Below are 20,181 nucleotides of genomic sequence, written 5' to 3'. Positions count from 1 at the left end.
CTTTATGAAGCTGCTTCGTTCTTCATAATATAACGCGGTTCACTGTGGTTAACGACACAGTTCTTGTCAATGACCACTTCAGCCACGTCCTTGCGACTCGGCAGATCAAACATCACATCGCGCATTACGCCTTCAATAATGGAGCGCAGGCCACGAGCACCGGTGTTACGTGCAATCGCCTGCTTAGCCATTGCAGACAGGGCGCCATCAGTGAAGCGCAACTTGCTGCCATCCAGCTTGATCAGTTCTTGGTATTGCTTGACTAAGGCATTCTTTGGTTCAGTCAGGATCCGAACTAAGTCATGTTCATCCAACTTCTCCAGTGCCGTCATCACTGGCAGCCGACCGATAAATTCTGGAATCAGGCCAAACTTCAGCAAGTCTTCAGGAATGACATGCTGCAAAATGTTCTTATCGTTGACCTGGACGGCTTCCTTTGAATCGGTCCCGAAACCGATCGTCTTATCGCCCAGCCGTTCCTTGATGATGTTTTCGATCCCATCAAAGGCACCACCAACGATGAAGAGAATGTTGGTCGTGTCAACTTGGATAAACTCCTGTTGTGGGTGCTTGCGTCCGCCCTGTGGTGGCACGTTGGCAATGGTCCCTTCCAGGATCTTCAACAGTGCCTGTTGAACACCTTCACCGGAAACATCCCGCGTGATGGAAACATTTTCGGCCTTCTTGGCGATCTTATCAATTTCGTCGATGTAGATGATCCCTTTTTCGGCCCGATCAACATCATAATCAGCAGCCTGTAATAGCTTCAAAATAATGTTTTCAACATCTTCACCAACATAGCCAGCTTCCGTTAAGGTCGTGGCGTCAGCGATGGCAAATGGAACGTTCAAAATTTTGGCCAAAGACTGAGCCAGGTAGGTTTTCCCGGATCCCGTTGGCCCAATCACCGCAATGTTGGACTTCTGTAATTCAGTATCATTGTTGTCGCCGGTGATCATGGCGTTGACCCGCTTGTAGTGGTTGTAAACTGCCACAGACAGCGTCTTCTTGGCATCATGCTGGCCAATCACGTATTCGTCCAATTCCTTCATGATTTCTTCCGGGGTCGGTACCTTGAACGTCTCGTTTTCAGATTGGTCTTCTGCTAATTCCTGTTGAATGATCTGCTGACAAAGATCAACACATTCGTTACAAATGTAGACACCAGGACCAGCAACTATCTTTTTGACTTCATCTTGTGATTTGCCACAAAACGAACAGTGAACATTTTGTTCATTGGTATCTTCAAACATTGATTAACCTCCTCATGGCTGCTACACAAATTACATCATAGCAAAATTAATGTCGACTTTCGAATAATACGTTTGTCAGTAGCCATATTCATAAGAAAAAAGAGCGCGGCCATTTGTCGCACCCTTTCTTGAATTAATTGGATCAATGACGCTTATTTAGCTTCTTTGTCAGCCTTCTTGTCCTTCTTGTCATCTTCTGCAGGCAGGTCTTGCTTTGCAGAATCAGCAATCAGGTCAACAGCCTTCTTGATTTCAATGTCGTGTGACAGCATGTCCTTTGACAGACTCTTTTCAACGGCATCCTTTTCCATACCGAATTGCTTTGCTAAGTCAGCAATTTCGTCCTTGATTTCGTCATCGCTGGCAGTCAGCTTAGCATCCTTAACGATGGCTTCCAGTACCAAGTTGGTCTTAACCCGCTTAGCAGCATCGCCGGAGAATTGCTTCTTCAGGTCGTCTTCAGTGGTACCAGTGATCTGGAAGTACATCTTAGGGTTGATCCCCTGTTGTTGCATACCTGCCAAGTATTGTTGGATTTGACGGTTAGTGTCTTCGTCCAGCATTGCTTGTGGAATGTCTTGAACAGTAGCGTTGGCAACAGCAGCGTCAACGGCAGCATCTTCAATTGCGGCCTTGGCAGCAGATTGCTTGTTGTCTTCCAACTGCTTGCGCGTCTTCTTCTTCAATTCATCCAGAGTGTCAACATCTTCGTCAACGTCCTTGGCAAAGTCATCATCCAAGTCTGGCAGTTGCTTTTCCTTAACTTCGTGCATCTTAACCTTGAAGATAGCATCCTTACCAGCTAAGTTCTTAGCATGGTAATCCTTAGGGAAGGTAACCTTAACTTCGACATCGTCACCAGCTTTGTGGCCAATTAATTGGTCTTCAAAGCCAGGAATGAAGCTGCCAGAGCCTAATTCCAGAGAGTAGTTGTCAGCGGAACCGCCATCGAACTTCTTGCCATCAACACTACCTTCGTAGTCGATAACAACCGTGTCGCCCTTTTCAGCTGGCTTGTCTTCCTTCAATACCAGTTCAGCTTGTTGCTGGCGCTTACGTTCCAATTCAGCATTGACATCGTCATCGCTGACTTCAGTGTCTTGCTTAGGTACTGACATACCCTTGTAGTCACCAAGCTTAACTTCTGGCTTAACAGCAACTTCAGCCTTGATGCTCCATGGTTGACCCTTTTCCATACTTTCAATACTTACTTGTGGTTGGTCAACTGGTTCGATCTTCGTTTCCTTAACTGCGTCTTCATATGCAGATGGCAGAACATCGTTTAAAGCATCCTGGTATAAAGATTCTTCACCGTACATCTGGTTGAAGATTGCCCGCGGTACATGACCCTTACGGAAGCCAGGAACCGTAATCTTCTTTTGAGTCTTCTTAAAAGCGTCATCGATTCCCTTCTGCACAGTTTTAACATCAATATCAAAAGTCAATGTCCCTTTGGCGGCGTCTTTATCGCGTTCCCATTTTGCTGACATTTCATTTCCTCCAATAACAATCATATTCGGACAAGTAACATTGCCCATTACATACCTTCTAAGTCTAACTTAAGCACCGAATTATTTCAAGATTTAACGGCGACTTAACCGTTTTCGGCCGAAATATTTTGTAAAACAAAAAAGCCCTAGGAAACCTAGGACTTTTTTTAATGGACTAAATAATTAGTCTAAGACGTCGGAAACAACACCGGCACCAACAGTGTGTCCACCTTCACGAATAGTGAACTTCAGACCCTTTTCCAGGGCAACTGGCTTTTGCAGTTCAACAGTAAAGGTAACGTTGTCCCCAGGCATAACCATTTCAACACCGTCTGGTAATTCAATCTTACCAGTAACATCAGTGGTGTGGAAGTAGAATTGTGGCTGGTAGTCAGAGAAGAATGGGGTGTGACGGCCACCTTCTTCTTTGGTCATAACATAAACTTCACCCTTGAACTTCTTGTGGGTCTTGATAGAACCAGGTGCAGCCAGAACTTGACCACGTTGTACTTGATCGTGAGCAATACCACGAAGCAGAACACCAACGTTGTCCCCAGCTTCACCAACATCCAGGGTCTTGTGGAACATTTCAACACCGGTAACAGTTGACTTCAGAACGTCTTCAACAAGACCAACGATTTCAACTTCGTCACCGATCTTAACAGTACCACGGTCGATACGACCAGAAGCAACAGTACCACGACCAGTAATGGTGAAGACGTCTTCGACAGGCATCATGAATGGCTTGTCAGTAGGACGCTTTGGAGTTGGGATGTAGTCATCGATAACATCCATCAGGTGTAAGATAACCTTTTCTTGTTCTGGGTCACCCTGAAGAGCCTTCAGAGCAGAACCACGGATAACCGGAATATCATCACCAGGGAAGTCGTATTCGGACAGTAAGTCACGAACTTCCATTTCAACCAAGTCGATCAGTTCATCGTCGTCAACAAGGTCACACTTGTTAAGGAATACAACGATGTACTTAACACCAACTTGACGAGCCAACAGGATGTGTTCACGGGTTTGTGGCATAGGACCATCATCCGCAGCAACAACCAGGATAGCACCATCCATTTGTGCGGCACCAGTGATCATGTTCTTAACGTAGTCGGCGTGGCCTGGCGCATCAATGTGTGCGTAGTGACGCTTTTCCGTTTCATATTCAACGTGGGCAGTGTTGATAGTGATACCACGTTCCTTTTCTTCTGGCGCAGCATCGATATCTTCAAACTTTTCCTGCTTAGCCAGACCCTTTTCAGCCAATACCTTGGTGATAGCAGCCGTCAAAGTAGTCTTCCCATGGTCAACGTGGCCAATAGTACCAATGTTGACATGGGGTTTAGTACGTTCATAATGTTCTTTTTCTGCCATTAATGAAACCCTCCTGAAAAAAATACAAGTATCATGTCGGTGACCACAAAGCAATCACCGGCACACCCTTGCTTACATTATACTACTTCCGGAACCTGATTCAAAGGCTGAATCACGGCAACCGAAAGAATTCTTAATCATAATATCAGTTCGATTTTGATTTGTAAACGTATTTGACTGACTTTTTCTAGAAAACAGGCACACGCCTACATCAACTTCTGAATAATTTTCATCAATTTTCTCTGCCAGGCATAAGTTTGCTGAATCAAGTCACTATTATCGGTACTGGAATACGAAGTTAAGACTTCATACCAGGCATCCTCATCGACAATGGTCTCCTCAATCCGCGGATACAGGAGAATGAGTTGCAGATGAAAAGTCTGGATGAAGGATTGAAACGACAAAGGATCGTCCTGTGAATACTTGGCCTCCAAACGACTGATTATCCGTGAAACGACGGGGATCTGATCCAACGGTTTTAATTTGGCCGGGTTAACTGTGTATTCCTGCCCGTCTAACCAGTAGAAAGTCAGCTGCCGATCAATTTTCAAGTTCGCTAAGTCTTGAATCACACTCGACCGCAATAATGGATGGACATACGGATCGCGGATCACAAACTGTGCCGCCTTTAAATAGTTGGCTAATGGCAGTTTGGCTGCCTCTTCAAAGCGCTCCTGCTGGACATGAAGTGAATTATCGCCTAAGTGGTAAAAATTCTTTTCCCGCGCCGCAATGGTTGCTGATTCTGTAGCTAAAGCTTGGTTTTCTGCTTCTTGGATATCGGCAATCATATTCTGGTCTGCCAGTTGATTAGCAAACAAGCGGGCACTAATAAAGAGCTGGTTGTCCAACATCACCGACAAGTAAAAGTGCTGCCGTTGTGTATTTGCTAAATAAAAATCATGATCATTCTCAATTAAGCGCCAAGCCTTAGTGTACTGATGATCAGCCTGCAATGCTTGACCATACAGGTAACGCACTTGCACAGAATCGACCTGCGCATCAAGAGCCGCCAGTCGTTTGGCCGCTTGACGTGCCTGCTTAGTCGTCAATTCATGTTTAGCCAGTGTAATTTCATGTTCTTGCTCTTGTGTCAACTTCATTTGGCCACCCCCGTCATGAAAAACAGAGCGTGCCAGAAGTTGATCAATAGCTCCTTAGTCACGCTCTGTAACTAGTATGAATTAATGAACCAGTCGCTTAATCCTGTTGGGACTTCTTTTCAGCTGGCTTGTGATTCTTGTGTTCCTTAGCAGTATTCTGGGAGCCACCCTGCTTCTTGTTAGCGTGGTGGTTCTTCTTGGAGTGATTCTTCCGCTTTGGATGCTGGTTGACTTCCATAATGACCGGCAAAATAACTGGGTGCCGCTTCGTTTGGTTAAACAGGAAGCGGTTGAGTTTCTCCCGGACATTCTGCTTCAGATGACTCCAGTCAAACTCTTTCTTATTCAGGTCTTCCTGGATCGTCTTCTCAACCAGATCCGCACTCTGCTTCATTAACTGGTGGTTGGTCTTCACGAACACGAAGCCCCGTGAAGTGATCTGTGGCCGGGCAACAATCTTCTTTTTCTTGCGGTCAATCGTTGCTACCACCACGAAAATGCCATCTTCTGACAATACACGCCGGTCACGCAAAACGATGTTACCAATATCACCAACGCCGGTCCCATCAATCATCGTGTTGCCAACTTCAACATGGTCACCAATGTGGAAATGGCCATCCTTGTAATCAAGGACATCACCATTCTTGGTCAGGAAAATGTGGTCCTTAGGAATTCCCACTTCTTCGGCCAGTTGAGCATGGGCATCCAGCAGACGGTATTCACCCTGAATGGGCATGAAGAACTTTGGCTTCATGAAGTTCAGCATCAGTTGCTCGTCATTCTGATTGGCCTGGCCAGATGGGTTAAGGTCATGAGCAATAAACTTAACTTCCGCACCCGCATGGTAAAGTGAGTCGGTTACCTTCTGCTCGACCGTTTCCATCGCATAAGTTGGTGTCGTCGTCACAAATACCAGGTCATTTTCATTCAGGTGGATGTCCTTGTCATCACCATGGGCAATTGCTTGCAGGGCTTTCAGTGGTTCACCTAATCGACCGGTAACCAAGATTACTTGTTCTTTAGGATCCAGCTTGTTGGCCGCTTTCAGTGAGATGAACATGTTTTTTGGTACGTGTAGTTTGTGCAAGGACATTGCAGTATCGATCACCTGCTCCAGGTCCTTCCCAGACAGGGCAATCTTACGGCCCGTTGCGTGAGCCGCATCAATAATCTGTTGCACCCGCATGATGTTGGATGCCACACTACCGACAACGATCCGGCCGTCAAAGTTGGCGAATGCATCTTCGATATACTCGGCAATGTCTTTTTCACGCGTGTTGGCACCAGTAATTCCAGCCCCGGCAGAATCGCTCAACAGGAGCAGAACACCTTCATCGCCGACCTTTGCCAACTGTGACAAGTCGGTCTTATAACCATCTTGTGCCGTCTGATCAAACTTAAAGTCACCAGTGTAAACGATGCTGCCTTCATCAGTGTGCAGCACAATCCCCATTGAATTCGGAATCGTGTGGGTCGTACTGAAGAAGGAAACCGTTACGTCCTTGAAGTCAATCTCTGTGTCCGGGTCAACGACGTGATAGTCATTGAAGTTCTTGACCTCAGAATGCTCTTCAACCGCTAATTTGGCCAGTGCAATCGTTAACTGACTACCAAAGACCGGTACCTTAAAATCGTTCAAGAAGTAAGGCAAAGTACCGATCGCATCCGCATGGCCGTGGGTTAGAAAGACCCCTGCAATCTGCTTAGCGTGTGATTCCAGGTATGACCAATCAGGAATGACAACATCAATCCCCATTAATTCATTTTCAGGATACTTTAAACCACAATCCAGAATGAAAATCTGTGAATTGATTTCAACTGCGTACATATTTTTCCCGTTCTCGCGCACACCGCCAAACGGGATCACTTTAATTTTACTCAATAGTGTCTCCTTCGTTCTGATTCAATTTTAAATGCCTCGCTAAACAGGATGTTTAACGGGATTTACTTCAACACTTAAATGCTAAGAATAATCATAACACAGGACCCTTGCAGATTGAAAATCAAGCAAAATAAAAAAGGATGGGCACTAACCCATCCTTTTTCATCAAAGTGAATTTGAAATTAACGACGCAGACCGAGGCTCTTGATCAGTTCACGGTATGCAGGCAGATCAGTCCGACGCAGGTAAGCCAGCAGGTTACGACGATGACCAATCTTCTTCATCAGACCACGCTGTGAGTGGTAGTCATGCTTGTGTGTACGAAGGTGATCGTTCAGTTCGTTAATGTCTGCAGTCAGAACAGCAACTTGAACTTGGGTAGAACCAGTGTCACCTTCGTGAGTAGCATACTTCTTGATGATTTCGTTTTTCTTTTCCTTTGAGATAGCCATAGCTATTATCCACCTTTCATTAAATAAAGTGCCCTGTTCTAAGTAAAACGTCGGTGTGTTCGTCAAACTGAGCACAGGGTTTGGTTAAACACCTTTGTTAATATAACGAAAATTCTGCTTAATTGCAAGTTTTACCGGCTTTTTTAGTCTGCTTCCCCTGCTTCCTATTGCATTGAGAACTGGGATTCTGTATAATGACAAATGTTGAAAATTCTGGTCAACCGATACCAAATGGTACGGAGGTGAAAATCGATGCCAATCATTAAATCAGCTATTGAACGTGTTCGCACTAGCGAAAAGGCTGAAGCACGTAACGCTTCACAAATGAGTGCTATGCGGACTGCTATCAAGAAGTTCAATAAAGCTAAGTTAGCCGGTGCTGACAATGTCGATGACCTGTACAAGGCTGCTTTGTCAGCAATTGACCGCGCTCACTCCAAGGGCTTGATCAAAGCCAACAAGGCTGCTCGTGACAAGTCACGTCTGTCAGCTCGTTACGCTAAGTAATTAGCAAAACAATATTGAAAAAAGCAAGCATCAAATCGATGCTTGCTTTTTTTATGCATTCATTTTCTGTTGATATTGCAACATAAACAATTGAAACAGTAATTCCGGCGACCTGCTGCTACCCTTCAAGGCACGCTCGGTCTTAATCAAGCCTAAGTAGGCATTGATTAAATCCAATAAGGAAAAGCGGCGAACCGTTTGTAGCCCCAGTTTCACCCGATACGGATGAACATTCAGCTTCTTGGCCAAGGTTCCCTGCGACAACCCCCGGCCACTCAGAATCTTCAACTGCAGCAGCAAGCGAAATTGACTAACCAGCACTGCGTTAATCTGCAGGGGCTGGTGTTCACCATCTAAGAGTTGGCGGTAGAGGCTCAAGGCTTGATCCTGCTGCCGCTTCAAGACTGCCGAAACTAAGTCAAAGATGTTGTTGTCCAGGGTCTGTGGAACTAGACCGGCAACTGCCTCCTTCTTGATCTGATGATCGTCGATGCAAAGCAGCTCCAATTTGGTGAGGTTGGCCTTCATTAAACTGTAATCGGCATTTGTTCGCTGAACCAGTTCATCCATTGCACCAGCCATGAATTGATAGCCATCGTCACGCGCCTGCTGTTCGATCAATTGACGGGCTTGTGGCTCTTTTAGAGGTGCTGTATCAACTAAAACTGCCTGCTTCTTAAGGAGACGAACAACGCCTTTGCGACCGTCCAACTTTTCATAAGGAGCCATTAAGACCAAGACCGTCGACCGTTGTGGGTGATTCAAGTATTGCTTCAATAAATCTGGGTTCTGCTTTACACGCGCCTTTTTGGCACTACTAGTCAAAAAAGCGGGCTTGTTCATGATGACCAACCGACGTTCACCGAAAAAGGGCGCCGACATTGCGTCATCCAAAGCAGCGGATAGGCTCTCCTCTTCCAGATCATAACTGCCCACGTTCATGACGCGTTCTTCTTTGGGAATTAACGCCATAAAGGCTTCCTTGACTTCATCTTGGATCACCGTCTGTGTACCTAAAACTAGGTAGATCGGGGCCGGTGGAGCCTGTTTTAATTGCTTTTTGAGGGTGTTTGCATCCATTCAAGTTCATCTCCTACTAATTGCGTGCGCCAATGGCAGAAATTTTCCAGGTAAGTATATGTAATCATCCCAGATCGCTGGGTCGATAAGTATGGTATTTGCAGCCGCTTTAAATTATTCAAGGTTACTTGATGAGGATGACCATACCGATTGCGACGGCCCGCAGAAATAATGGCCAATGATGGCGCTAAATGCTGCAAAAAACGCGGATCACTTGCCGTATGACTTCCATGGTGGCCTAGTTTGATGACATCGACTCGTAATTGCGGATAATGTTTCATTACCCGCCGTTCACCTGCCCGATCTAAGTCACCCATAAAGATGAAGCACTGCGGCCCATATTTGCCCCACAAAACTTCAGAATCTTCATTGTTTCCATGGCCAGCATGCAAAGGATGAAGAGTTATTAAATGCGCGGGTAAGCGTTGTCCGGCAACGATTCCTTGCACCGCCTGCTGAGATGGCAAGCGTCGCACAAACCGTCGTTGTTTCTCCATTCCCTTGGGCACATAAACACAAGTCACTTTGAATTCTCTAATTACATCCGTCATGAAGCCAATATGGTCAGTGTCGTGATGACTAAGGCAAAGTGCATCAATCCTGCTGATGCCTCGACTTTTCAGATAATTGATGCTGGTTCTTTCTGCTCGCGAAGCAGTGATTACACCCTTCGTCCAGGCTGGCTGCTTGAAGTGCAATTGACCACCAGTATCAACCATCACCACTTGATGGTTCAAGGGTGTTCTGATGATTGCACAATCGCCTTGACCAATATCGACAAAAGTGACCTCACCTGTCAATGGTAGATGAATCGCTAAGAAGCTCAACGCGTAGATCGTCACCATTAGATAGATCAAACGCCGATCCAAAGTTCTTTGATTAAACAAGATTAACGATAAGACTGTTAAGACGATTGCCGTTCCCGCTGGCAGTCGGCCAAAAGTGATCATTCCTGGCAAACTAGCCAGCCAACCTAAAAAGCCATCAAAGAAGTGCAAAAAAGAGTTGAAGAGCTGCACTAGCGCCGGAAAGACCGGAAAAATGACCGTACTAATTAATAAGCCAGGCAGGATCAACACCGAAAACAGTGGGACGATCAGGATATTGGCCAGCAAGCTCAGTAAGTGAACTTGGTAAAACGATGACAAAATTGCGGGCAAAGAAATGCAGTTAATGGCCAGTGCTCGCCGCCAGTCATCACGATACTTGATCTCTCTTAGGGCAAACGATAAGAGGTATGTTAATTGGCCACCGACCGTGATCAATAGGCCCGGCTGAATGAATAAGTGGATCAATAAGCCCAGCGACCAACAATCTCGTGTTCGCCGGGCCATTAACTTTTGGACCAGCAACTGCAGTTCATTCATAATGATCGCCCGACTCAGCCCGTTACCTGCCCCACCGATAATTAAGGCCAACGGTAAGATCACGATTTCCAGCCATTGACGATCCTCACGCGTCACATGCAAGTGAACTAATAGATGACGCAAAATTGCCAGTAACACTAATACATGCATCCCCGAAATGCAAAATAAATGGATCACTCCCAGGGTGCTGGCAAATTTCAGTGTGGATTGTAGTTGCGGATCATTCTGCCCTAAAAACAAACGACAAGCATATGATCCGAGTGGACTAGGCAAGGACCGAAAATAGATAGCCATTTTTGCCCGCAACTCATGAATTCGTTGCAATGGGGTCCGGACAGTTTGCAGACGGCCGCCTAAAACCTGGCCACGGATCTCTTGAAAAATCCCCTTCTGTGCGTAATAACGGTGAGCATCAAACTCATAACGATTGGTCGCTACTGGAATAGGGCTTAGTTCACCATCAATAGCAACTTTTTGTGGGCGAACGGCGGTCAACAGCTGTCGTTTCTGCGAGCGCTTCTTCAAACGCACTTGCACTAAGACTTTATGACCAGCCAGTTTGCCCACGGCTTGAGCATGATTCCCGTTTAGCCGCCAAGCATCCGCCGGCACGTCAACACAAAAGTGGCTTCTCACTGCTTGTTGCGGTGTCAATCTTTTTTGCAGTTGAGTCTGCACGATGCAACGAGCAGTGACCATCAGCAACAATATAGCTAAGAGGATGATTGTCCGCCGATTTCTTAAGGTCACTATCCGTAACAACAAGTAGGCCAAAAATATCAGTAGCCACCACTGGTGATTTAAGAGCGTAGTTGACCAGAGCGCTACGCTAAACGTCACTAAGAGCAGCTGTGGATTGATGACTAGTGTTTATCTGGATGAATGTATTGATCCAGATTAACCTCGTCTAAAATATTTGGATCAAGGCGAATCTGCTTGAGTTTAACCTGTTTCAATTTGATGAGTTTCATTGCGTACTCATCGTTGTGATAGTTCCGTAAGTAATTGATCTGCTTGATTCCCGCTTGTAATAAACTCTTCGTACATTGCAAGCATGGAAAATCAGTGACATATAGGACCGCTCCATCTGTCGGCGTCCCAAATTTGGCACACTGTAACAAGGCATTCATTTCCGCATGGATAGTGCGTACACAGTGGCCATCACGCATGTAACAGCCAACGTCGATGCAGTGGTCATCGCCAGAAACGGCACCATTATAGCCGCTGCCGATGATCCGCTTATCACGGACCAAAATAGCTCCGACCGATAATCGCTTGCAGGTGCCACGGGAAGCAACCAATCCTGCTTGAACCATGAAGTACTGGTCCCAGTCGATTCTCTTCTTAGTCAATATCACAACCCCCCTTTACTAAACATTTCAAGTATAGCAAAAAAAGGCTTTCTCATCAGGTTAAACTGCCAACTGGTCTTTCATTTTAGCGACGGTCTTTTCGCCAAAGCCACTGATATTTTTTAATTCATCGACCGATTTGAATTGCCCATGCTGCTGACGATATTCAATGATCTTATCGGCTTTCTTATCGCCAACCCCATCGATCTTCTGCAAGTCGGCTTTACTAGCAGAATTCAGGTTGATTTTCTCTTTGCTACTGTCACTCCCATTACTGCCGGTGGTCATTGCTCCACCACCCGTTCCCGCTGGCAGTTGCTCACCAGGAGTCGGAATGTACACGACCTGCGAATCTTGCAGCTGTTTGGCAAGGTTCACTCGCTTCATATCGGCTTCGGGTTTAGCACCACCAGCAGCATCGACTGCCTCCTTCACTCGCGAACTCTTGGGGAGGTAATAGACGCCGGGCCGGCTAACCGCTCCTTTAACGTCCACGCAAATTTTGGCTGAGCATGGTCTGGCAGACTGCCGACTAACCTTTTGCTGGCGGACGGGTTGTGTATTCGGCTTCGGATTCTGTAACAGACTATGTCCACCGTATGCCAGCAACAAGACCAGTCCAATCACGATTAAGATCCATTGTTTCCGATAGATCAATAGATCAATAGGTATTCCTTGACTCGTTCCATCAAATTACCCCCTCATGTTTAAGGAACGGCAATCGGTAGAAATTACACTAAAAAAATAAAAGATCTCTAGCAATTAACTAGAGATCAATAATTATTTATTGTGTGTCTGTAAATAGTGCACTGCATCATCAAAGTTTTTCACTGGTACTACTTTCATTTTTGGCGCATACTTTTTGGCCGTATCGCGGGCCATTTGGTAGTTCGTCTTGTGGCCCTCTTCATACTTCAATACCAGTTTCGTAGGTTTGATGTATGGGGCAAAGAAAACTTGGGCACCGGCTTTTTTTGCTGTGATGACCTTCTTATCAATGCCGCCGATTTCACCAACTGAGCCATCCGGATTGATCGTCCCAGTACCGGCAATCTTTTGGCCATGCCGCAAATCCTTACCAGTAATCTGCTGGTAGATCTGCAGACTGAACATCAAGCCGCCAGACGGTCCACCGAGTTGACCAGGATCGACCTTGACCGGAATCTTCGTGTGGACTTTCGTATTGTCCGTCAAGAGGATCCCAATTCCCGCACGTTGGGTTGTTAACTTAACCAGCTTGCGCGTCACTTGCTTGCTTTTACCATCGTGTAGGTAAGTCACCGTCAACGGGGTACCGACCTTTTGCTTGCCAATGTATTTCTGATAACCATGAGCGGTATCAAAATGACGACCGTTGACCTTGGTGATCGTATCACCCGTCTCAATTGCGCCCTTAAACTTTGAATTGGCCTGGACCTGCAGAACGTAGATTCCCAGGTACTTCTTCGTATAAGGCTGGTGAGCCGCTTTGAAGGCCGTCGCAATCGCTTCATTGATGGCGCTCTTCATGTAAAAGTCCTGGACTTTCTCATAGGTCTTACTATTTTGACCGCCCGTCACCTCATCGGCATTCTCAATGGTTGCGTGTGGTGCCACGAGTGCCCAGACATAAGAAGCCGGCCGGGCCTGCTGGAGATAAACAGAGGTGATCATGAAGCAGCCTTTTCGTTTATCCGGATGTCCAGGAATCTTCACATAGCTTTTCAGATTATCGGCGTCACCAGGACTCTCAATGTATTTATTAAGGGGCCAGAACATAAACCAGCCCAGGAATAAAACGACCAAAACTGCGATGAGGATTCGTCGCAGAATTTTTTGATCATTGTTCTTCATTGTCCCGGGTCACCCGCCTTAACTTCAGGTCGTCTAACTTCTTCTGCAGGTCAGCATTGATGTTAGCCGGCAGGTAAGCCGAAATGTCGCCACCCGACATGGCAACTTCCTTCAACAGACTGCTGGACAAGTGCTGATACTTTGGATCGGCCAGTAAGAATACCGTATCCACCTGATCATCTAAGAACTGGTTCATTGCCGCAATGTCTTTTTCATATTCAAAATCACGGCCATTACGCAAACCTCGTAACAGGTAGTCAGCACCGATTTGGTTCATTAAATCAACGGTCAGACCTTGACTAGTGATGACTGAGACGTTGCTTAAACCTTGAGCGGCTTCCTTCACCTGTGCCACCCGTTCGTCAACGCTAAAAAGCGGGTGCTTGCTGCTGTTAGTCATCACGGCAACAGCTAGTTGATCAAACAAAGCACTGCCCCGCTTGATCAAATCGAGGTGACCTAACGTCAGTGGATCAAAACTTCCTGGAAATAAAGCGACTTTCATTATTCCTTACCTCCGTCATATCGATAGATTCTGATAACAGTAATGCCATAGTCCTGCCGCTTTTGTAAAGCGAAACCTGGCCATTTATCTGGTAATTGTGCTTCTTGATTGGTTTCAGCAACAATGGTAGCGCCATTCTTCAGCAATCCTAGTTGACTCAACTGATTCATATCCGCTTGAATACGCTGTTTGGCATAAGGCGGATCCAAGAAAACTAGGTCAAAACAATCGCGGTGGGACTGCATAATCTTCATTGCTCGTCGTGCATCGGCCTTAACAATTGTAAAAGCATCTTCATGATGGGTTTTGCCAACGTTTTGGCGAATGGTTTTAATCGCTGGGAAAGCCCGATCGACAACGACGGCGTGGGTCATTCCCCGGGAGATGCTCTCAATGGCTAATCCGCCACTGCCGCCGTAGAGATCTAACACCGACCCAGATTCAAAGTATGGCCCGATCATGTTGAATAAGGCTTCCTTGACCTTGTCAGTCGTTGGCCGGGTCGACATTCCTGGGACCGCCGACAGCTTTAATCCCCTAAAATCACCGGATACAACTCTCATTTATTTTCATCCTCATCGTGTTTTTTATAGATTCCTGTCGACTCTAAATCACTAACCGTTGGATCAAGGTCCTGCAAGTGAGAATCGATCACCTTGTTCACTGCCTTCATCTCAGCAATCTTTTGCCGAATTTCATCTGCGTCGTCCTGATTAACGTATAGCACCAGATAATGATCATGCTTCGACACGTAGATCAGGTGACCATAGTGAGCAACTGCGCGAGCAACCCGCCGACGACGAAAGTACACAATCAGTCCTCTGCGTTTGGTAATCGTAAAATCACTCATTGAATACTTCCTTTCTCACGAGCACGCAAGCGGCGACTAACGTTCAAAACCAGCCCGATTGCCGCACTCAAAATCATCATACTGGAACCACCATAGGAAATGAATGGCAAGGTCACCCCAGTGATTGGCAACAGGCCGCAAACACCGCCCACATTAAAGAAGGTTTCAACCGCAATAAAGGTGGCCACCCCGTAGCAGATCAAGGTCAGATACATTGAGCCGGCCTGCATTCCTAGTCGGATACAGCGACAAACTATGATGCACAGCAATACCAAAATCACGGCCACCATCACGAAACCGAGTTCCTCTGAAATCACAGCCAAGATGAAGTCGGTGTTTGGTTCTGGCAAGTAACCCATTTTTTGGACGCTGTTCCCTAAGCCAACACCGAATAAACCACCGTTGGAAATGGCATAGTAAGAATTGACCAATTGATTACCAACACCGCTCGTCGTTCCAAACGGATCCAGATAAGCCACAAACCGGTTGGCCTGGTAGTTATGCAGGTGGGTGGCCAAGAAGCGGGCTAACGATGGCAGGAAGAGAATCAGACCGCCCACGCCTAAGACGATGACGTAAGAACCCGTCTTCCAGTCGATTTCCGAGCCCAAAAAGAGGACCATTGCAATCGTTAAGTTAATCGCTACCCCACCAACATCAGGTTGAATAAGAATTCCAATCAAGAGGAAACCGGTTAAACCTAATGGCCAGGCAGCTTGCTTTAGGCCATACCTCCCAGGGACGGCATTATAGTGGGCAAACTGATTCGACAAATAGAGAATGAGGAACAGCTTCACCACTTCGGCCGGTTGAATACTGAATGCGCCTAAACTAATCCAGCCACGGGCACCGTTGATACTGGCTCCGAAAACACGGACAAAGACAAGCATGACGAACAGAATTCCAGCAAAGATTGCCAAAAAGTATGGATTACGCAGCTTCTTCAAGTTAATGACCGACATAAAGCGTGCGACCGCCAAGCCCAAGATCACGAAAATTGTCTGCTTAACCAAGTAAGACTTTGCGGATCCCCCGGTCTGCATATTCACCGCAGCACTCGCAGAAAAGACCATGATGATACCAATGATACATAAAGTAACATATGGCAACACGATCCAAGGATCAATATTGCGGAATCTTTTTGCTCTTAGTGAATGTGTTTTACCCATAACAGTTTAATAGTCTCCATCCTCTGAAAATACATCAGATATTATACACCAATCGATACGTCATCCAGCGTTTGCACAACTGAATGGTTATTAAAAGCGATAGTGATCAATATAAGCTTTGAAAAACTGGCAGATGTTTAACAAGATCAACAAGCGAAAGAAGATCGAAAAGCTGATTGGCCGCAATTTAAAGTGACATAAATTAAAAAGAATCGTCAATAAAATATACAAAAAATTGGACCGTAAGATATCCTTCGACCAGTGATGATTAATAGTGTAATGCCAGATGTTATTAAGACGATTTTTCATCATTTCACACCAGCTATTAGTTATTAGACAAAATGACCGCAATGATAAAGAAAACCAAGGCGGTTATATAAGAAATCTTTAAGTTTTCGCGCATCGTAATTCAGGATTCCCTTCATAATTGTAGGATAATCGACTGTAGATACCAAAATCATAAATAAGGGTAAGATGATTGACAAGTGGAAACTGTTAACAAGAACATGATTTATATCTGGTTCTGTATTTTAGTTTTGTATTTGGGCGCTATTCGGCCGCTTGCTTACGAAAACAAGTTACCTCGATCATACACCGTCGATAGTCCTCGAGTAACAAACACTACCACCTCTTCAGATTATTCATCATCTAAGGGTCAGAACAAAGAGTATACTGCTCAGTATATGAGAAAACCTATCGATTGGCAAAAGCCATCTGAAAATCGTCCATATCCTAATTTACATACGGTCAAGAATCTTAACATTCGCGTTAATATTTCGCAAAACCGCGTATATATCTGTGATGGCAGCAAGACCATTTATACGATGTATTGCTCAGCCGGAAATTATGGCACGAATCCACAGACTCACAAACGAGTAAGTGCCACGCCAACTGGAACCTTTTATATTCAACCCGAACGCGGAGCTAGTTTCTATAACGCCAGCTTACACGAAGGTGCTAACTATTACGTTTCCTGGTTAAACCATGGCGAATATCTCTTCCATACTGTACCAACGGTCGCCAATGGTCAATATAACGTTAAGGAAGCCAATAAACTGGGCAAGTCAACCGGGTCTCATGGCTGCATCCGTCTGTCCGTCCCTGATGCAAGATGGATGATGCAAAACATGCCAACCGGCACCAAAGTTGTCATCCAAAACTGATTGATCATTGATACAGTTTAACAGTCACCTGTCATCAAAATTAAACGACAAATAAAAGCCTGTAGCTCAATGCTACAGGCTTTTTTTGTATCAGTCTTTAAATTTTAGTTTGTGCCACGCTTACGGTGCTTAGCAGCCTTTTCACGCGCATTGGTGTTCAAGATTTGCTTCCGCAGACGAATGTGCTTTGGCGTGATTTCACAGTATTCGTCTTCGTTCAAGAATTCCAATGATTCTTCAAGCGTCAGGTGAGCTGGCGTCTTAATCCGGGCAGCTTCATCGGAACCAGCGGCACGCACGTTGGTCAGGTTCTTACCCTTCGTGATGTTAACGGTGATGTCGTTTTCACGAGAGTTTTCACCAACGATCATACCTTCGTAAACTTCGGTACCAGGATCGATCATCAACGTACCACGAGATTCAATCCCCATCATGGCGTAGATGGTAGCCTTACCGGCATTCATTGATACCAAGGCACCCTTCTGACGGCCAGGGTTCCAGTTCTTGATGACTGGAGCATACTTTTCGAAGGTGTGACTCAGGATACCATAGCCACGAGTCATGGACATGAACTCAGTGGAGTAACCGATCAAGCCCCGTGAAGGAACCAAGTATTCCAAACGGGTTTGGCCGTTGTTGTCTGGCTTCATATCCTTCATCTGACCATGACGCTGGTTCAAGCTATCAATGATCGCACCAGCGTATTCAGATGGCGTATCAACCTGAACCTCTTCAAATGGTTCGCAACGGGTACCATCGACTTCACGGAAGATAACTTGTGGACGTGATACGGCCATTTCGTAACCTTCACGACGCATCGTTTCAATCAGAACGGACAGGTGCAATTCACCACGACCGGAAACAACCCAAGCACCTGGGTCATCCGTGTCTTCAACCCGCAGTGAAACATCGGTGTGCAGTTCACGCAGCAGACGATCATGCAATTGACGGGCAGTCACGAATTCACCATCTTTACCAGCAAATGGGGAATCGTTGGTCCGGAAAGTCATTTGCAGGGTCGGTGGATCAATCCGCAACGGTGGTAATGCGTCTGGGTGTTGTGGATCAACAATCGTTTCACCAACGTTGATATCTTCCATCCCGGAAACGGCAATCAAGTCACCGGCTTCGGCTTCTTGAATTTCCAAACGCTTCAGACCGAAGAAACCAAACAGCTTAGTAACCCGGAAGTTCTTCTTGGAACCGTCCAGCTTCATAACCGTAACTTGGTCGCCAACCTTGATCTTGCCACGGAAGATCCGCCCAATCCCGATACGACCAACATAATCGTTGTAGTCCAGGATGGCAACTTGGAATTGTAATGGTTCATCGGAGTTGTCGACTGGAGCTGGGATCGTCTTCACAATGGTGTCAAACAGTGGCTTCATCGTGTGCTTTTGAGTTGAAATGTCGGAGTCGTAACTGGAAGTCCCATTCATAGCAGAAGTGTAGATAACTGGGAAGTCCAACTGATCTTCATCGGCACCTAATTCGATGAACAGGTCCAGAACTTCGTCGACAACTTCTTCTGGACGAGCACCCTTACGGTCAACCTTGTTAATAACAACGATTGGGGTCAGGTGTTGTTCCAGGGCCTTCTTCAGCACGAAACGGGTTTGTGGCATGGTCCCTTCAAAGGCATCCACAACCAGCAATACACCGTCAACCATCTTCATAACCCGTTCAACTTCACCACCGAAATCGGCGTGGCCTGGGGTATCCAAGATGTTGAATTGGTACTTGCCATACTTAACGGCCGTGTTCTTTGACAGAATAGTAATCCCACGTTCACGTTCAATGGCGTTGGTGTCCATTGCCCGATCTTGAATTTGGAAGTGTTCAGGCAGAGTATCAGACTGCTTCAGCATTTCGTTCAGCAGCGTCGTCTTACCATGGTCAACGTGAGCAATGATCGCGATATTCCGAATATCTTCACGTGATTTCAAAATAATCTTCCTCTCAATTTTAGATTTGCTAGCGTTTGTTTGGTGTCGTCATAAAAAAACTGTGACCTAAGCCACAGTATCGCAACATTAGTTAATCAGCTCTGAGATATCTCGAGAAACCTGCTGTGTTGCTACCAATACAAGGTTAGATGATAGCACATCCAGTTCTTTTTCGTCAATTGCTTTAACACTTAATCCTAATTCTTTTGCCATCGCCATCCCAGCAGCCAAATCCCAAGGGTGAAGATAGGATAAATAGCCACCTACTCGGCCGGTAATCACCGCGATCATTTCAATTCCGGCGCTGCCATACATCCGCACACCACGGGCCTGTAAACCGATCTCTCTGAAGTTATGCCCGCCATTTAAGGTGATGCCTGAATTCAAGACCACCAAGCTATCGTGAAGGTCGTTGTCAGCGGGGGCGTGCAGGCGCTGATCGTTGCAATAGACACCCTTGCCTGGTCCACCATGGTAGAGTGTTCCTTCGATCACATCCATGATGTAGCCATAAACGGGTTGCCCATCAACAAAGAAGGCAATCATAATCGCAAAATTGCGGTGTTGCATGACAAAATTCATGGTGCCATCAATCGGGTCAACGATAAAGACTGGTCCCTTCAGATCGGTAACCTTATCCCCCAAACCTTCTTCGCTGACAATCTTGGCGTTGGGATCCAGCTTGCGCAGATGATCATCAATAAAGCGTTCATTCTCTTTATCAACGGTGGTGACTAGGTCCTTGTAACTGGTTTTCATGGCGACATCATACGCACTTTGCATCCGCTTCAAGGTGCGCTTGCGGACATCCCACATTAGTTGTTGAATTGACTGATCAAGCTGCTCGTACATATT

19 protein-coding genes are annotated in these 20,181 nt (G+C 46.0%); 2 read left to right on the top strand and 17 right to left on the bottom strand.

Annotated features, from left to right (window positions below):
• Nucleotides 1-2: 2 nt before the first annotated feature.
• The 6 genes from clpX to rpsO form a co-directional block, all read right to left on the bottom strand.
• Nucleotides 3-1,253 carry an ATP-dependent Clp protease ATP-binding subunit ClpX gene (clpX, locus tag IV45_RS03925; protein ID WP_057740895.1) on the bottom strand — a complete coding sequence of 417 codons (1,251 nt, stop codon included), beginning with the start codon at nucleotides 1,251-1,253 and terminating at the stop codon, nucleotides 3-5.
• 152 nt (nucleotides 1,254-1,405) lie between these two features.
• On the bottom strand, nucleotides 1,406-2,743 hold the full coding sequence (gene tig, locus IV45_RS03920; protein ID WP_057740893.1) for a trigger factor: 1,338 nt from the start codon (nucleotides 2,741-2,743) through the stop codon (nucleotides 1,406-1,408).
• Nucleotides 2,744-2,926: 183 nt separating this feature from the next.
• The gene (gene tuf / locus IV45_RS03915) at nucleotides 2,927-4,117 is read right to left on the bottom strand and encodes an elongation factor Tu (RefSeq protein WP_057740891.1); all 1,191 of its coding nucleotides are present in this window, start codon (nucleotides 4,115-4,117) and stop codon (nucleotides 2,927-2,929) included.
• A gap of 206 nt (nucleotides 4,118-4,323) precedes the next feature.
• Nucleotides 4,324-5,220, bottom strand: coding sequence for a hypothetical protein (locus tag IV45_RS03910; protein WP_057740889.1), 897 nt, complete (start codon nucleotides 5,218-5,220; stop codon nucleotides 4,324-4,326).
• 97 nt (nucleotides 5,221-5,317) lie between these two features.
• Nucleotides 5,318-7,102 carry a ribonuclease J gene (locus IV45_RS03905; protein ID WP_057740887.1) on the bottom strand — a complete coding sequence of 595 codons (1,785 nt, stop codon included), beginning with the start codon at nucleotides 7,100-7,102 and terminating at the stop codon, nucleotides 5,318-5,320.
• Between the two features lie 182 nt (nucleotides 7,103-7,284).
• Entirely contained in the window at nucleotides 7,285-7,554 is a 270-nt protein-coding gene (gene rpsO, locus IV45_RS03900) for a 30S ribosomal protein S15 (protein ID WP_057740885.1), read from the bottom strand.
• A gap of 252 nt (nucleotides 7,555-7,806) precedes the next feature.
• Here rpsO and rpsT point away from each other — a divergent pair, with 252 nt between their 5' ends.
• Nucleotides 7,807-8,061: a 30S ribosomal protein S20 gene (gene rpsT, locus IV45_RS03895; RefSeq protein ID WP_057740883.1), complete on the top strand. Its 255-nt coding sequence runs from the start codon at nucleotides 7,807-7,809 to the stop codon at nucleotides 8,059-8,061.
• Between the two features lie 51 nt (nucleotides 8,062-8,112).
• On the opposite strand, the gene holA is transcribed toward rpsT, so the two are convergent.
• The 9 genes from holA to IV45_RS03850 all read right to left on the bottom strand — a co-directional run bounded on the left by holA (nucleotide 8,113) and on the right by IV45_RS03850 (nucleotide 16,217).
• A complete protein-coding gene (gene holA / locus IV45_RS03890; RefSeq protein WP_057740881.1) occupies nucleotides 8,113-9,141 on the bottom strand; it encodes a DNA polymerase III subunit delta in 1,029 nt (342 codons plus the stop codon).
• On the bottom strand, nucleotides 9,111-11,348 hold the full coding sequence (locus tag IV45_RS03885) for a DNA internalization-related competence protein ComEC/Rec2 (RefSeq protein ID WP_268872320.1): 2,238 nt from the start codon (nucleotides 11,346-11,348) through the stop codon (nucleotides 9,111-9,113). Before IV45_RS03885 ends, holA begins: the two co-directional genes overlap by 31 nt.
• A gap of 23 nt (nucleotides 11,349-11,371) precedes the next feature.
• Nucleotides 11,372-11,860, bottom strand: a complete 489-nt coding sequence (locus IV45_RS03880) for a ComE operon protein 2 (RefSeq protein ID WP_083487258.1) — start codon at nucleotides 11,858-11,860, stop codon at nucleotides 11,372-11,374.
• Nucleotides 11,861-11,920: 60 nt separating this feature from the next.
• Nucleotides 11,921-12,517, bottom strand: a complete 597-nt coding sequence (locus tag IV45_RS03875; protein WP_235807660.1) for a helix-hairpin-helix domain-containing protein — start codon at nucleotides 12,515-12,517, stop codon at nucleotides 11,921-11,923.
• 123 nt (nucleotides 12,518-12,640) lie between these two features.
• Nucleotides 12,641-13,693, bottom strand: coding sequence for a SepM family pheromone-processing serine protease (locus tag IV45_RS03870; protein ID WP_057740876.1), 1,053 nt, complete (start codon nucleotides 13,691-13,693; stop codon nucleotides 12,641-12,643).
• Nucleotides 13,680-14,198 (bottom strand): pantetheine-phosphate adenylyltransferase, encoded by a 519-nt coding sequence (gene coaD / locus IV45_RS03865; RefSeq protein WP_057740874.1) that lies wholly within the window; start codon nucleotides 14,196-14,198, stop codon nucleotides 13,680-13,682. Before coaD ends, IV45_RS03870 begins: the two co-directional genes overlap by 14 nt.
• Nucleotides 14,198-14,761, bottom strand: coding sequence for a 16S rRNA (guanine(966)-N(2))-methyltransferase RsmD (rsmD, locus tag IV45_RS03860; protein ID WP_057740872.1), 564 nt, complete (start codon nucleotides 14,759-14,761; stop codon nucleotides 14,198-14,200). Before rsmD ends, coaD begins: the two co-directional genes overlap by 1 nt.
• On the bottom strand, nucleotides 14,758-15,048 hold the full coding sequence (locus IV45_RS03855; protein WP_057740870.1) for a DUF2129 domain-containing protein: 291 nt from the start codon (nucleotides 15,046-15,048) through the stop codon (nucleotides 14,758-14,760). Before IV45_RS03855 ends, rsmD begins: the two co-directional genes overlap by 4 nt.
• The gene (locus IV45_RS03850) at nucleotides 15,045-16,217 is read right to left on the bottom strand and encodes an FtsW/RodA/SpoVE family cell cycle protein (RefSeq protein ID WP_057740869.1); all 1,173 of its coding nucleotides are present in this window, start codon (nucleotides 16,215-16,217) and stop codon (nucleotides 15,045-15,047) included. The genes IV45_RS03855 and IV45_RS03850 overlap by 4 nt, the downstream gene beginning before the upstream one ends.
• 506 nt (nucleotides 16,218-16,723) lie before the next feature.
• Between IV45_RS03850 and IV45_RS03845 the strand changes: the two genes are divergently transcribed.
• Nucleotides 16,724-17,380 (top strand): L,D-transpeptidase, encoded by a 657-nt coding sequence (locus IV45_RS03845; RefSeq protein WP_057741206.1) that lies wholly within the window; start codon nucleotides 16,724-16,726, stop codon nucleotides 17,378-17,380.
• Between the two features lie 104 nt (nucleotides 17,381-17,484).
• Here IV45_RS03845 and typA read toward each other — a convergent pair whose 3' ends face one another.
• Both typA and IV45_RS03835 read right to left on the bottom strand, forming a co-directional pair.
• On the bottom strand, nucleotides 17,485-19,326 hold the full coding sequence (typA, locus tag IV45_RS03840) for a translational GTPase TypA (RefSeq protein ID WP_057740867.1): 1,842 nt from the start codon (nucleotides 19,324-19,326) through the stop codon (nucleotides 17,485-17,487).
• 87 nt (nucleotides 19,327-19,413) lie between these two features.
• On the bottom strand, nucleotides 19,414-20,178 hold the full coding sequence (locus IV45_RS03835; protein ID WP_057740865.1) for an inositol monophosphatase family protein: 765 nt from the start codon (nucleotides 20,176-20,178) through the stop codon (nucleotides 19,414-19,416).
• Nucleotides 20,179-20,181 lie beyond the last annotated feature (3 nt).

The sequence above is a fragment of the Limosilactobacillus secaliphilus genome, from assembly GCF_001437055.1.
Classification (GTDB): domain Bacteria; phylum Bacillota; class Bacilli; order Lactobacillales; family Lactobacillaceae; genus Limosilactobacillus; species Limosilactobacillus secaliphilus.
The sequence above is the reverse complement of the archived record's forward strand: the minus strand, read 5'-3'. Positions and strand labels throughout refer to the sequence as shown.

Bases quoted from the DNA above. Each gene is read 5' to 3' on its own strand.
- clpX (WP_057740895.1), bottom strand. From the start codon at position 1,253: ATGTTTGAAGATACCAATGAACAAAATGTTCACTGTTCGTTTTGTGGC.
- tig (WP_057740893.1), bottom strand. From the start codon at position 2,743: ATGTCAGCAAAATGGGAACGCGATAAAGACGCCGCCAAAGGGACATTG.
- tuf (WP_057740891.1), bottom strand. From the start codon at position 4,117: ATGGCAGAAAAAGAACATTATGAACGTACTAAACCCCATGTCAACATT.
- IV45_RS03910 (WP_057740889.1), bottom strand. From the start codon at position 5,220: ATGAAGTTGACACAAGAGCAAGAACATGAAATTACACTGGCTAAACAT.
- rpsO (WP_057740885.1), bottom strand. From the start codon at position 7,554: ATGGCTATCTCAAAGGAAAAGAAAAACGAAATCATCAAGAAGTATGCT.
- rpsT (WP_057740883.1), top strand. From the start codon at position 7,807: ATGCCAATCATTAAATCAGCTATTGAACGTGTTCGCACTAGCGAAAAG.
- holA (WP_057740881.1), bottom strand. From the start codon at position 9,141: ATGGATGCAAACACCCTCAAAAAGCAATTAAAACAGGCTCCACCGGCC.
- IV45_RS03870 (WP_057740876.1), bottom strand. From the start codon at position 13,693: ATGAAGAACAATGATCAAAAAATTCTGCGACGAATCCTCATCGCAGTT.
- coaD (WP_057740874.1), bottom strand. From the start codon at position 14,198: ATGAAAGTCGCTTTATTTCCAGGAAGTTTTGATCCACTGACGTTAGGT.
- rsmD (WP_057740872.1), bottom strand. From the start codon at position 14,761: ATGAGAGTTGTATCCGGTGATTTTAGGGGATTAAAGCTGTCGGCGGTC.
- IV45_RS03855 (WP_057740870.1), bottom strand. From the start codon at position 15,048: ATGAGTGATTTTACGATTACCAAACGCAGAGGACTGATTGTGTACTTT.
- IV45_RS03850 (WP_057740869.1), bottom strand. From the start codon at position 16,217: ATGGGTAAAACACATTCACTAAGAGCAAAAAGATTCCGCAATATTGAT.
- IV45_RS03845 (WP_057741206.1), top strand. From the start codon at position 16,724: ATGATTTATATCTGGTTCTGTATTTTAGTTTTGTATTTGGGCGCTATT.
- IV45_RS03835 (WP_057740865.1), bottom strand. From the start codon at position 20,178: ATGTACGAGCAGCTTGATCAGTCAATTCAACAACTAATGTGGGATGTC.